This window comes from Vibrio sp. R-1 (assembly GCF_035615595.1).
GTDB lineage: Bacteria > Pseudomonadota > Gammaproteobacteria > Enterobacterales > Vibrionaceae > Vibrio > Vibrio cholerae.
Window position 1 is genome coordinate 15,714 of the sequence record NZ_WPDC01000045.1, and the last position, 13,476, is coordinate 29,189.

The following is a 13,476-nucleotide window of genomic DNA, read 5'->3' on the forward strand; positions in this document are numbered from 1 at the left end:
TCCATGGAAGGAGAAGGAAGAATTACAGTTTGACTTTGATGGTGGTGGTGGTGACTGCGCCGCGGTCATCCATCACTTTGAGCTGCACATCATGGTGCCCATAGCTTGGGAAAATCGCAGTAAACATACGACCCCGCTTAATTTTACCATTCGGCAGTGTCCATTCGGTGTCGACAATGCGGCCATCACTGTCGGTGCTGGTTGACCACATGGTGACCCAGCGACCTAAATGGATATAGTTGGCACTGGCTTGTGGTAACGCATTCGGTGTGTCCACTTTAATGATTTGCTGATGAGTATCGCTATCGCCTTTGTCATCCGTCACCGTTAAAGTGACAGAGTAACTGCCTGCTTTGGTATAAGACCAAGTTGGAGTGGCTTCGGTACTGGTTTGACCGTTACCAAAATCCCACAAATAGCTGACGATATTGCCATCACTATCACTACTGGTGTTTTGTGATGTTACAGAGAGCCCTTCGACTTTCAGTTCAAAGCGAGCCACAGGCGCGATATTTTCCGTGGTGACTTTCGACAAGCGAACAACACCGTACTCATTCTCTTTACTTTGTGAGAGCAGGTCGATCTTCAAACCAAATGGCATCACTTTGCGGCCAGAATCTGGAGCTTGAGGCGAGCTGTAATCTTGATCGTCCGAGAACGAAGCATTCGCGGTTAAGTTCATATCTTCCAGCGTGTTGCCATCAGCCGTGACCAGTTTGAGCGGCGCTTGATCAAACAGTGAGAAGGTTGCATCACGCACTTGGAAACGCGTTTGTGCCACTTCCCCTGTTTTTGACCAGACTAAGGCATTTTGGTCGGCATCGACCACGCCTAGCCAGCCTTCACCCGGATGTTTGCCAACCCAGTTATCCGCGTAAGATTCGTCCACATACCACACCAGCAAGCCCGGCTCGAATGACATCAGTTGCCCGAAGCGTTTCAAATTGGCTAAGCCTTGGTCAACGTCATTGTGGCTGCGCCATTGCAGCAAGTAATAGTGATTGGCTTCGTGGAAGCCACCGTTTTTGGTGAAACCTTGGAACGCAAAGCTGGATGTGCCTTCTGCGTTATCGATCAAGCTCTGATTGCCATCCACCTCAAGGCGTAAGTCATCGACATACAGACCTTCCATGGCCAGACCGCCATCCGTCAAGTAATCAAATGCCAGTTCAACGGTTTGGCCTGCCCAAGCAGAGAGATCAAATTGCGCATCTACCCAGCCATCAGATTGGCCTGAGATGGCTGGTACTAAACCTGATTTAAACGGATCATCCATCGTCGTGATATTACCGGCAATCGGTTTGCCGTTAATCAGCACACGCGCGTAGTCGTAATCTTTTTCAATCTGGAACCACGCTTTAAAGCGCAACGTGGCTTGGCTGCCTGCTGGGATCGTCAATGGACGGCTCATGCGGTTTTTCAGATCATCGCCACGGTTCGAGTAGAAGGAGAACTCACCTTCTGCAGGTTTAATGCCTTCAACCCGTTTCATCGGCAGAGTCACTTTCACCATGTTCGGGCGTGAGTTATCTGTGGTTTGGAATAGCGTAACCACGCGCGGTTTGGCTTCTAACTCATTAATTGAAAGCTGCTCATGGTTAATCCAGCGTCCGCCAAGCGAGTTTTGTAAGAACTGCTTAGCCCATGAACTGAAAGCGGTGGGCTGTGTACCGCCAATTTTGCCCGCCCAGCTGCCAGATGACATGATTGACCAATAAGAGACAGGCTCTCCCGTACCTGTGTACTGGGTGTCATATTCATCGGGCAGACCTAAATCGTGACCATATTCGTGGGCACACACGCCGGCAGCCGCATCAATCGGTTGAATGGTGTAATCAAAGGCAGCGAATTGGCCATTGAAGCGTCCAGGAACGTTGCTTTTCGTGCCTTCAAGAACATGGTACCGGCCGAGGTTAAAACGGTGTGACCAAATCGCATCCGCGCCCAACACACCACCACCCGCTTCTTCACCCACAGAGGCATGGAAAATCATCAAGTGATCTATCACGCCATCTGGCTCACGGAAATTACCGTTACCGTTGTAGTCATAGCGATCTTCGATATCGTAATCGGCAAGGTTAATGTTTGGATCGCGCGCAAGTTGATCCAGTGCTTCGCGAACCAGCTCCCGAGCATTCATATCATTATTGGTACCGGGAGAGTTGCCACCGTAATAAGCCGCATTCTTTGAGGCACGATACCATCCTGCTGCTTGGCCGGAGACACTGTAGCTGTTGCCAGATTCACTCTCGTAATATTGACGCATTGAGATAAAGTTTTCACCGTTTGGACCAGTATAGCCTTTGTCCGAGAACAGCAAATCTTGGTAGTGAGAAGGCTCATAACGATCGTAGAGCATCTCAGTATGCTCTTTCGTCAGGCGGTTATCATCCCAAGGGAGATCCGGGAAATCGATCAATAGCGCGAGCACTTTGTCCGTACGCTTTTGACCAACATCTAAAGCAAAAACACGCGCCTTGTGCGGGCCTTTTTGCTTATCGATCACTTTAAGAATTTTCGCACGCTGCTCGAGCGCTTTCTTACCAAATTGCGCATCACCTTTGAATCCGGAGCGAATTTTCTCCTCCAGATAACGTTCTAGCGCAATACGTTTATCAACGTCAGAGGCATCGGCAGGAATTTGTCCGGTGCGGACTAACATTTCAATTAATTTATCCTCATTCACCACGCCTAAATCAATGGGTGTTTGAGCGTATAATCCACTGCTGAAAAAACTGGCTACGGCGGCAGCTAATAGCGTTTTTTTGATCGTTTTCATTTTATTTCCTTAATATTTCCTTATTTAAGGTGTGAAAAGGCCAGCCGAAAATAACAATCTTCGGTTAACCAGATTGGGTGATGGCTATGGCGACTCTGGATTAATACAGCGTGGCTTTAATTCAGGGTTTTCACCTGAAGAAGAGGATTCGCTATCAGCTTTGATATCGTTATTTTTATTATTAAACCTTTGCTGTAAGTAGAGGGATAATGCTTTTTGTTGCTGCTCATAAGAAAGCCCTTCGCAGATAATGCCTTGTTCAATCAAGGCATTAATTAGCTTTTCATCATTAGGCTGAGCATTGGAAAATAATAAGCTGGAATAGCAGATTACCCATAATCCAAATAGGGTGCGCATAGTACATATCCATATGTAAAGTATTTGTAACAATTTATGGTTGGCGATAATTCATAGCAAGCCTGAATTATTCATTGTTTGGCATAGCATCACATTTGCAACACATTCAGTAAACAAATCATCAATCGAATAAATGACTAATAAGACAATTAACTATGCACAATAACGACATGGATAAATGATATCTATGTCGATATAAAATATCGTAATTGTTAGTTATGTCTGGTAAATAAAGCAATTAAAGCACAATAAATAATCAGTAAAATTAAACATGCTATCAATATATGCGAAATCCCATCACTCGATTGACGATAAAATAAAGGGAAATAATTTGATCTTGCTTCATCGATTTTGTTTCGATTTGACGCTGTCGTGGTGTGAGCGGTTTTGGTGCACTCTATCCCCTTCCTACTTGAAGCTGCAGCGGTGTTGATCGGTCACAAAGAGAGGATAGGGCGACGAATCGAGAGCGGATTGAAGCCTTATACTGCAAGCGTTGGCTAGAATTCAGTTATATTTTTCACCCCGTATTGCACCCTGTAACTAAACATGCTTTATTGAAATCAGAAATACTTTTTTACAGGACGTGGTTATGTGTCGCTGGCTGGCTTATCAAGGGAGCCCCATCTATTTAGAGCAGTTGGTTTATCAACCAGAGCATTCGTTAGTTCACCAAAGTCTGGAAGCGCGTAAAGCGGTAACTCGGGTCAACGCGGATGGGTTTGGCCTAGGTTGGTACACAGAGCGCAGCACGCCGGGACGCTTCCACGAAGTGTTACCGGCTTGGGGAGATGAGAATCTACGCTCATTGGCTCACCATATTCGCTCACATCGCTTTATGGCTCACGTTCGTTCATCGACGGGCACGCAAGTATCGCGTTCAAACTGTCATCCCTTCATGTATAACCACTGGATGTTTCTGCATAACGGCCAAATTGGTGACTATTGCGCAGTGAAATATGAGCTGGAGCGCTCACTGCCTGAGCATTTATACATTCGGCGCATCGGTACGACGGACAGCGAATTGATTTTCCTGTTGATGCTCAAAAATGGTTTAGAGCGAGATCCGGTGGCATCCATTCGTCAAACCATTGCGGAAATAGAAGCCTTGATGGTCGTAAAAAGCGTCGTGTTACCGTTTAAAGCCTCTATTTGTCTCTCTGATGGTCAACAGTTTTGGCTGGTTCGTTACAGTACCGATGGTCAACCGCCGACGGTTTACCGCAAACCTTGGCAAGATGGAATCATCTTAGCTTCCGAGCCCTTGGATGCTTGTCCTAATTGGTTATTGGTAGAGCCGCAAACCATTACGCATGTGCTTGGAGCAGAGTGTCAGTCATACCTTATTTAAGCTATCCCCTTCCTACTTGAAGCTGCAGCGGTGTTGGCTACGTTCGTTCTCCCCAATCACATAGTCTCTCTATGCTCATGGGGATTATGAGAGCCATCCTTGGCTCTCACCAAAGGCCAGCCGATGGCTGTGCAAATTTGTTCCAGACAAATTTGTCACTCTCTTGCCGCCTACCTGCAACTTCAAGTGGTTTGGGTATAAATCAAATTCATTAAATGAATCTTGTAGACCCTTGCTATTGATAAGAATTGGCGAGGGTTTGCGCATTTCTAAATTGTTCAACGATATCTTCCCTCACACAGTTGCATTGCCAAGTTGGTTTTGATTATAGTACGCACTCTCTTAATGAGAATAAGTATCAAAATGATTCCACTTGCTTATCTCAACCACTTTCGGAAGGAACATATGAAATCTCGTATTCATTGGGCTGCATTAGGATTATTGGCTGCGTTTGCTGCACAAGCAGAGACAGTAACGATTGAACATCGCTTGGGTAAAACCACCCTTGAGCAGAAACCGCAACGTGTAGTGGTTATTGGTGTGGGCGCTCTGGACGCTATCGACAGTTTCGGTATTGAGCCAGTTGCCGTTTCCAAATTTGATGGTACTCCTGACTATCTTGCCAAATACAAGAGTGATAAGTATCCAAGTGCAGGTTCGTTGTTTGAGCCAGATTTTGAAACGATTTATACCCAAAAACCGGATCTGATTGTGATTGGGCCGCGTGCATCGAAAAGCTACGACGAGCTATCAAAAATTGCACCGACAATCGTTTTTGCTGCTGAAGCTGACCAAGGTTATTGGGAAAGCACTCAACAGCAGTGGCGTAACCTAGGCAAAGTGTTTGCGATTGAACCTGCGGTCGAGGCCAAAATTGAGCAAGTTGACGCGCAATTTAAATCCATCATGCAATACAACCAACAACATAAAAGTGATGCGATGTTGGTCATGAGCTCTGGCGGCAACCTGACGACTTTTGGTGCCAATTCACGCTTCTCTTCGGTGTACAAAGATTTTGGATTTAGTGAAACCGTGCCAGTGAGCAAAGAGAGCAGCCATGGTGATCTGATCTCATTTGAGTACATCCGTGAACACAATCCGAAAACCTTGCTGGTGGTTGACCGAGATAAAGTGGTGACTAAAGGTGAAACCAATATTCGTCAAACCTTTGAAAATGATCTGGTTAAAGCCACCACAGCTTACAAAAACGGCCATATTGCTTATCTCGATGTGAATGCTTGGTACATCGCTATCTCTGGCGTGAAAGCGACAGAGCAGATGGTTGCCGACATGAAAGCGTCAGTTGGTATGCAGTAAATAAGCACGGAGGAGGGGAAACTCTCCTCTTGCTGACAGGCTGAGGTTTACTTTGAAAAAGTTATTGCTTGTTTTAGTTGTTATTAGTTTTTGTTCCCTGTTTGTTGGCGTGGGCAATTTATCCCTCGCAGCCTTGTTTCAAGGTGATGAGTCAGCTTGGCAGTTACTGCTGACTAGCCGAGTCCCCCGATTATTAGCGATTTTGCTCTCCGGTGCGGGTTTAAGCATCGCGGGTCTTATCATGCAGCAAGTGAGTCAAAACCGATTTGCCTCACCGTCGACTTCCGGCACGATTGAGTGTGCCATGCTCGGTTACGTGCTTAGCCTAGTTCTGTTTGGCCATGGTCAAAACCTCTGGTTGATTTTCGGCGTCTCCATGTTGGGTACGCTGGTCTTTGTGTTTTTCATTCAGCGTATTCAGTTTAAAAACGTCATTTTCGTGCCGCTGATCGGCATCATTTTTGGCAATGTGATTGACTCTTTGGCGACCTTTATTGCCTACAAATATGATGCTATCCAAAATCTTTCTGGTTGGGCCATTGCCAATTTTGCCAACCTGCTTAAAGGGGATTTTGAACTGCTCTATATCGCAATCCCGGTGGCTATTTTCAGCTATTTGTATGCCGCACGCATTTCTGCCGTGGGTATGGGAAAAGATTTTGCGACCAATCTGGGTTTGAATTATCAACAGGTCATGATCATCGGTGTGGCCTTAGTCTCCATCATGTCGGCGACCGTGGTCATGATTGTCGGTCAACTGCCTTTCTTGGGTTTGATTGTGCCTAATCTAGTCAGCCTCTATTACGGCGATAATTTGCGTAAAAATATTCCGCGCACTGCCATTTTCGGGGCGATGTTCGTGTTGTTATGTGATTTAGTGGGGCGCGTCATCATCTTTCCGTATGAAGTCCCCATCTCTATGATCATCAGTATTTTAGGTGGTTCGGTGTTTATTGCCTTGATTTTGCGAGGGCAGCGTCATGCAGGATAGAACGAAATTACTGCTGCTGATCGCGATTTCTCTGCTGTTTGCGGCGCTGTTTATTGGCGTCGGGCTCAATGCGGACAACTACCAGTATTTTTTATCGCGTCGCGTGCCGAAAGTGTTGGCTATGGTCTTTGCTGGCATTGCGATTGCGCAGTCGTCGTTGGCGTTTCAAACCATCACCCATAACCGTATTTTAACGCCGAGTATCATGGGGTTTGATGCTTTATACATGTTCACCCAAGTGTTGGTCGTGGTGCTGTTTGGGGGCATGAGCAGTATTGCGATGAACGTGTACTGGAATTTTTCACTGTCGGTGGCGGCGATGCTCAGCTTCTCGACGCTGCTGTTTACTTTTTATTTCCGAAGTGGGCATCGCAACTTGATTGTGCTGTTACTGCTTGGGGTGATTTTAGGCCAGCTTTTTTCCAGCATCGCCTCTTTCTTTGTGATGTTGATGGACCCGAACGATTTTGCTTCGGTACAGGCCAACATGTTCGCCAGCTTTAATAACGTCAACACTAAGTTGGTGTATGTGGTGTCGCCTCTGCTGCTATTGGCTTGCGTGCTGCTGTTCCGTCAGCATCGTGTGCTCGATGTGTTTTGGTTAGATAAAGATAACGCGGTGAGTTTAGGTGTTGATGTGCACAAAGTGACGCGTAATGTTTTGCTGATCAGCGCGCTGCTGATTTCGATTTCCACCGCTCTGGTCGGGCCCATTCTATTTTTTGGGCTGCTGGTGACAAACCTGACTCGCGAATGGTTCCGCTCTTATCGTCACTCCACCTTGCTGCTTGCCACGTCGGCGATGTCGGTGTGCGCCTTATTGTCAGGCCAGTGGATCATCGAAAAAGTGTTTCATTTCGGGACCACCTTGAGTGTGGTGATCAATTTTATCGGCGGGATCTATTTCCTCTCGCTGTTACTTCGCAATAAAGTGGTTTAGCAATGATTCAACTGGAAAAGCTCACCAAACATTTTGGTACCAAGCGCGTGGTACATGACGCCAGTGCTCAGTTTGATAAAGGGCAGGTGACGGCGATTATCGGCCCCAATGGCGCAGGCAAAAGTACGCTGCTTTCAATGGCGAGCCGTTTGGTCAATCGGGATGCCGGTAAAGTCTGGATTGAGCAGCGTGAGTTGGTGGAGTGGAACACCAAGGCGCTGGCCCAAAAGCTAGCGGTGTTGCGTCAATCGAATGTGCTCAATATGCGTTTTACGGTGCGAGAGTTGACGGCTTTTGGCCGTTTTCCTTACAGCCAAGGAAAATTGACCACACAAGATGAGCAGATCATCAACCAAGCGATCGAGTATCTCGATCTCGAAACCATTCAGTATCAGTATCTGGATGAACTGAGTGGTGGTCAGCGTCAACTCGCGTTTATCGCCATGGTCATGGCGCAAGATACCGATTACGTCTTCCTCGACGAGCCGTTAAACAATCTGGATATCAAGCATTCGCTGCAAATCATGTCTACGCTGCGCCGTTTAGCCCATGAGCTGAATAAGGCGGTGGTGGTGGTGATCCACGACATCAACTTTGCTTCCTGCTACGCCGATAAAATCGTCGCATTGAAAAAAGGCGAAGTCGTAGCCACAGGCTCGGTGCGTGATGTGATCCAATCTGAAGTGTTGAGCGCCATTTACGATACCCCATTTAATGTGATTGAGATGCAGGGGCAGCGCTTATGTCTCTATACTCTTCCGACGTGAGGCAGCAGTACAAGTAGGGGATAAGCTTGGCCAGAATCATGGCAATTAACCCGCCTGTTTTAATTCCACAAAAGCCTGCGGAGAGATACCAAAGGCTTTTTTAAACGCTGCGGTAAAGTTGGAAGGGTGCAGGTAGCCTGCTTCATACGCGGCCTCTGTGATGGTGACCAAACCTCGCTCTAATTGCTGACGCGCCAGTTGTAACCGTCGGTGCCGGATGTAGTGTGCAATCGTCATATTCAGGCGAGTTTTAAATTTGCGTTGTAAGTTGGAAACGCTCATCGCATGGCGTTCTGCCAGTTGCTCTAAGCAAATCTCTTCATGCAAATGCTGATCGATATAGTGCAGCAACTGATTAATCCATTGCTCAGATTGTCCCTCTTGGTGCTGAGATAACGAGGTGGCGTGTTCAGGGCATTGCAACACGGCGTCATGCACCAAGCGCCAAACCGTGGCTTCCCGAGCAATATGCGCACTGATGGTGTGGATCACACGACGGTTGAGCAGAGACTCAACGGCTTGCCAACTTTCCTCGTTCAGTGAAAGTGGAACCAGTGCTTTGTCTTGTTGCAGAAAATGTTGCAATGGGCAGGAGTGTTGCGCGAATTTTTGCAATGTATCGGGCGATAAAACGATGTTGAGTTTGCGTACTGTCATCCCTTGATGCAGACGGCGATGGAAGATGCACGGCTGCTGCAAATTGACCATCAAAGCTTGTGGATGCTGATTGGCACACAATTCAAGTTTGAGATCATCATAGGCAAAGCGTAAGGTGCCTTCCAGCAAGAGAATGATGACAAGGGCTGGCGCGCTGGTGGTCATCACATCGCAATCGGCCAATTCAAGGCTAGACCCTCCATGCAAGGTAAACCCGTTTGGACTGACGTATTCCACAAAGTGGCCTTGTGCCATCACGGGTTGATTCAAATTTTGCGCAACAATTTGCTCATCTCGTTCCTTGACCACATGACGTGACAAGGTGACCGTTTGGCGTGCGCCGTTTTTGGTTAATACCTTATGTTGATTTTGCGTGTTTTCCATAACTGATGTGCGATTTTGCATAATCAATTCAACTTCTCTATTGGTTGAGCTCAATTTAACATATATGCGAATCGTTATCATTTGTATTTTTGAGGAATTGAGTCAGTATGGATATTTGCAAGAAGTCTGCGTTATGGCTTGCGATCACTGCCGCGATGTCGGCCAACGCGGTTGCTGAGCAGAAAGCGACACCGGAGCAGGAAAATGTGGTGATCTGGGGTACGAAAGTATCGAGCAGCTCGGAATCTCTCACCACGGACGATCTATCACTCAAACAAGCCGATCACATGTCGGACTTGCTGCGTGATATTCCCGGGGTTGATGTAGGCGGAACGCACTCGGTTAACCAACGAATTAACATTCGCGGATTGGGTGAAACCAACCTGGATATTCGTTTGGATGGCGCTTCACAGCACGCCAATATGTTCCATCACATTGGTAACTTAACGCTTAACCCAGACATTTTGAAATCAGCCGATGTGCAGGTGGGTAACAACTCGGTGACCCAAAGTGGCCTCGGTGGTTCGGTTTATTTTGAAACCAAGAATGCGAAAGATCTGCTGGTGGGTGGTGAGCAGTTTGGTGCCCGTATCTTCGGCGGTTATGCCTCAAACGATAACCAGCAAGGTTCACTCACGGTTTACGGTCAATTGAGCGAAACGGTTGACGCCATGGTTTATGGTCAAGGTATCTCACGCGATAACTTTGAAGATGGTGCCGGTAAAGAAACTTTTGGCGTGAAAGGGGATACCTATAACGTTCTTGCAAAAGTCGGCTTTGAACCAGCTGTTGGTCATCGATTCCAAGTTTCCTATGATGTCTATCGTGATCAAGGGGACTATAGCCCACGCCCTGATATGGCAGGAAGCGCCAACGAAGGTTTGACCAAAAACCGTTTGATTCCGACGCATTATGATCGCGATACCATCACTGGCTCTTATGAACTCAAGCAAGATAAGCATCGCGGCAAAGTCACCCTCTACAGTAGCCAAACCGAAATTGATCGTGATGAAAGTGTGATGGCAGGCGCTTGGCCGGGTAACCGTGTCTCACGCAATACAGCGACAAACCGCAATGTTGGCATCAACGCGCTCTTCCAATCTGACTACGAACTGGCCGCGCACCGTAACCAAGTAAGCTATGGTATGGATTATGTCGATCAAACCAGCAAAGCGACCTACGGTAGCACGCCATTTATGGAAGAATCTGCAGTTTCTACCGCTGTGTTTGCGGAGAACAAACTGTATGTAAATGACGTTTGGTCAGTGACCGCCGGTCTGCGTTTTGATGATTTCAAACGTAAAGCCATGACAGGCACGAAAGATTTTGATGAGGTGACTTGGTCACTGGGTACGGAATGGGATGTGACCAGTGATTGGACGCTGTTTGCCAACGCCCGCTCGCTATTCAAAGGCCCAGAGCTGCTGGAGACCTTTGTTCGTTACCAAGATCAAGCTCGCTTAGCGGATAACATCAAACCTGAAACGGGCTTAAACACCCAAGGTGGCGTGCGCTTTGATAAAACTTATGGCGAGCACTTTGTGGGTGCCAACTTCACCCTGTTTAAAACCCAGATTGATGACCATATTCGTACCAGTGATAGTTACCTGATCAGTAACGTAGGGGATATGGAAATCAAAGGTTTCGAACTGAGCACAACCTACGCTTACCAAGCCGCGAGCGCTAAGCTCTCTTACGCACATTCGGATGCGAACGATGTGACCAAGGGTGGCCCAATGCTCAATTCTGTTGGTGGCAGTGCCGATATGGGTGACAGCATCGCGCTCAGCTTGGGTTATCAAGCGGATTCGATTGATACCCTGTTTGGCTGGACTTCAATAGTGGTTCTGGATGAAGACAACGTAGTGGCTGGCACCGCCAAGAAAGAAGGCTATGACGTGCATAACCTGTATGCACAGTGGACGCCATATTCCGTCCCGAACCTAGTGCTGACGTTTGGCGTGGATAACGTGTTTGATGAGCTGTACACCTCTCATGCTTCACGTTTGGGAGTTGCTCGCGGCTTCACTTTGGATGACAGAGAGCCGGGACGCAGCTATAAGCTATCCGCCGCTTACCAATTCTAATCATTCTTACTCTATTTAAGCCCGCTTTGTGCGGGCTTTTGCACTGGAGATTTTGTTATGTCGTCTCAATTTCAAGCGTTGTACCAATCCCAAGCCACGTTGCACTCTGAGCATGTGGTCAAATATTTAGTCACCTTATGTCGCCATTTTGCCCGCAAAGTCCCTGCGACTTGGGATGAAACACAAGGGCAAATCGAGTTTCCTGTGGGAGTGACCACCTTAACCGTGTGTGAGAGAAACCAAACGCTGACGTTTGTTTGTCAGGGGGACAGCGAGCAAAATGTGGCCGCACAACGCGCGGTGATCGATTCGCATATCGATATGTTTTCACGCCGAGAATCCATTGCACTGGAATGGCAAACGACACTGCTTGCATAGTGGCTCTGCATCATCTTGCCTCTCGGCATTCATCCTATACTGCATCAGCGTTCGTCATCTTCGGCGAACGCTGTTTTCTTTGATGAAAAATTGAAATATTTCTCGGCTAAAAAGAAATCTCTTCTTGCTTAAGATCAACAAAAAAACGTTTCTATCGCACAAAAAACTAAAACAAAGTTGAAAGATTCAAAAATTATTGAATAATGCTATCTCTATAATGACGAAGCGAAAACGCTTCCCCTTAACGTCTGAAACAGGATACAGCCCCGATGTCGAACTCGTATGTGTTGGTCATAAACTCTGGTAGCTCATCATTGAAATTTGCAGTGATTGATTCCCAAACGGGGGACGCTCTGATCTCAGGCCTCGGCGAGTGCTTCGGCATGCCTGAAGCTGTGATCAGTTGGAAATATCAGGGTGAGAAAACGGAAGAGGCGATTACCGCCGCCGATCATCATCACCAACATGCGATCAACCGCATTGTGGGCTTAATGGAAAGCTTGGGCTTCGCTCAAGACTTAGTAGCGGTAGGACACCGTATTGTGCACGGCGGTGAGAAATTCACCTCGACCGTTCGTATTGATGAAGAAGTACTGGCAGAAATCGAAAGCTTGTCCGATCTTGCTCCGCTCCACAACCCGGCCGGTGCGAAAGGTATCCAAGCGGCGATGGCGGCTTTCCCAAGCTTGCCACAGTTCGCTGTGTTTGATACCGCCTTCCACCAGACGATGCCGAAAAAGGCATTCACTGGTGCTATCTCTCATGAACTGTACAAACAATACGGTATCCGCCGCTACGGTTTCCACGGCACCAGCCATTACTACGTTAGCCGTGAAGCGGCCAATATGCTCAACAAGCCGATTGAGCAAGCGAGCTTCATCTCGGTTCACTTGGGCAACGGCGCTTCAGTTTGTGCGATCAGCAACGGTCAATCGGTCGATACTTCCATGGGCTTCACCCCATTGGCAGGTCTGATGATGGGTACACGTTCTGGCGACTTAGATCCCGGCATCATCGAATTTTTGATGAAAAAAGGCTGGAGCCAAGAGAAAGTCTTTGAAACTCTGAACAAGAAATCCGGTTTCTTGGGGGTATCCGGCCTGACTTCAGATGCTCGCGGTATTTTGGAAGCGATGGAAAACGGTCACGAAGGGGCGAAACTGGCGTTTGAAGTGTTTACTTACCGTGTCGCCAAATACATCGGCTCTTACCTGATCCCGCTAGATCATCTGGATGCGATCATCTTCACCGGTGGTATTGGTGAAAACTCACTGCCGATTCGCCGCGAAATTCTCGGCAACCTAAAACTGCTTGGTTTCGTTGAAGACGAAAAAGGCAACGAAGCAGCGCGTTTTGGTAAAGCGGGCATTATCGCAAAATCTGAGCTGCTTAACGCCGTAGCCATCGTGATCCCAACCAACGAAGAATTCGTGATTGCCCAGCAGTCGGTTGAGATGCTGTAATTATT

The 13,476-nt window shown here is 47.4% G+C and carries 11 protein-coding genes; 8 read left to right on the forward strand and 3 right to left on the reverse strand.

Annotated elements, in window-relative coordinates; all coding sequences use genetic code 11:
* Nucleotides 1-22 precede the first annotated feature (22 nt).
* Both prtV and GOU96_RS10940 read right to left on the reverse strand, forming a co-directional pair.
* Complete coding sequence (prtV, locus tag GOU96_RS10935; protein WP_258502802.1) at nt 23-2,779, reverse strand: M6 family metalloprotease PrtV; 2,757 nt, start codon at nt 2,777-2,779, stop codon at nt 23-25.
* A gap of 84 nt (nt 2,780-2,863) precedes the next feature.
* Nucleotides 2,864-3,136, reverse strand: a complete 273-nt coding sequence (locus GOU96_RS10940) for a hypothetical protein (protein ID WP_184478431.1) — start codon at nt 3,134-3,136, stop codon at nt 2,864-2,866.
* Between the two features lie 592 nt (nt 3,137-3,728).
* Here GOU96_RS10940 and GOU96_RS10945 point away from each other — a divergent pair.
* The 5 genes from GOU96_RS10945 to vctC all read left to right on the forward strand — a co-directional run bounded on the left by GOU96_RS10945 (nt 3,729) and on the right by vctC (nt 8,502).
* Nucleotides 3,729-4,487 carry a class II glutamine amidotransferase gene (locus GOU96_RS10945; protein WP_000336884.1) on the forward strand — a complete coding sequence of 253 codons (759 nt, stop codon included), beginning with the start codon at nt 3,729-3,731 and terminating at the stop codon, nt 4,485-4,487.
* 405 nt (nt 4,488-4,892) lie between these two features.
* On the forward strand, nt 4,893-5,804 hold the full coding sequence (gene vctP, locus GOU96_RS10950) for an iron chelate ABC transporter substrate-binding protein VctP (RefSeq protein WP_000842240.1): 912 nt from the start codon (nt 4,893-4,895) through the stop codon (nt 5,802-5,804).
* Nucleotides 5,805-5,856: 52 nt separating this feature from the next.
* On the forward strand, nt 5,857-6,795 hold the full coding sequence (gene vctD, locus GOU96_RS10955) for an iron chelate uptake ABC transporter permease subunit VctD (protein WP_000735135.1): 939 nt from the start codon (nt 5,857-5,859) through the stop codon (nt 6,793-6,795).
* Nucleotides 6,785-7,735, forward strand: coding sequence for an iron chelate uptake ABC transporter permease subunit VctG (vctG, locus tag GOU96_RS10960; RefSeq protein WP_001154099.1), 951 nt, complete (start codon nt 6,785-6,787; stop codon nt 7,733-7,735). The genes vctD and vctG overlap by 11 nt, the downstream gene beginning before the upstream one ends.
* Nucleotides 7,736-7,737: 2 nt before the next feature.
* Nucleotides 7,738-8,502, forward strand: coding sequence for an iron chelate ABC transporter ATP-binding protein VctC (gene vctC / locus GOU96_RS10965; RefSeq protein WP_000615308.1), 765 nt, complete (start codon nt 7,738-7,740; stop codon nt 8,500-8,502).
* Between the two features lie 45 nt (nt 8,503-8,547).
* Here the strand turns inward: vctC and GOU96_RS10970 are convergent, their stop codons facing one another.
* Nucleotides 8,548-9,564: a helix-turn-helix domain-containing protein gene (locus GOU96_RS10970; protein WP_001181425.1), complete on the reverse strand. Its 1,017-nt coding sequence runs from the start codon at nt 9,562-9,564 to the stop codon at nt 8,548-8,550.
* Nucleotides 9,565-9,650: 86 nt separating this feature from the next.
* Between GOU96_RS10970 and vctA the strand changes: the two genes are divergently transcribed.
* The 3 genes from vctA (at nt 9,651) to GOU96_RS10985 (ending at nt 13,471) form a co-directional block, all read left to right on the forward strand.
* A complete protein-coding gene (gene vctA / locus GOU96_RS10975; RefSeq protein ID WP_114710680.1) occupies nt 9,651-11,630 on the forward strand; it encodes a TonB-dependent iron chelate receptor VctA in 1,980 nt (659 codons plus the stop codon).
* 57 nt (nt 11,631-11,687) lie between these two features.
* A complete protein-coding gene (locus GOU96_RS10980) occupies nt 11,688-12,008 on the forward strand; it encodes a DUF2218 domain-containing protein (protein ID WP_258502795.1) in 321 nt (106 codons plus the stop codon).
* Nucleotides 12,009-12,277: 269 nt separating this feature from the next.
* On the forward strand, nt 12,278-13,471 hold the full coding sequence (locus GOU96_RS10985; RefSeq protein ID WP_267783090.1) for an acetate/propionate family kinase: 1,194 nt from the start codon (nt 12,278-12,280) through the stop codon (nt 13,469-13,471).
* The last annotated feature ends 5 nt before the right edge of the window (nt 13,472-13,476 follow it).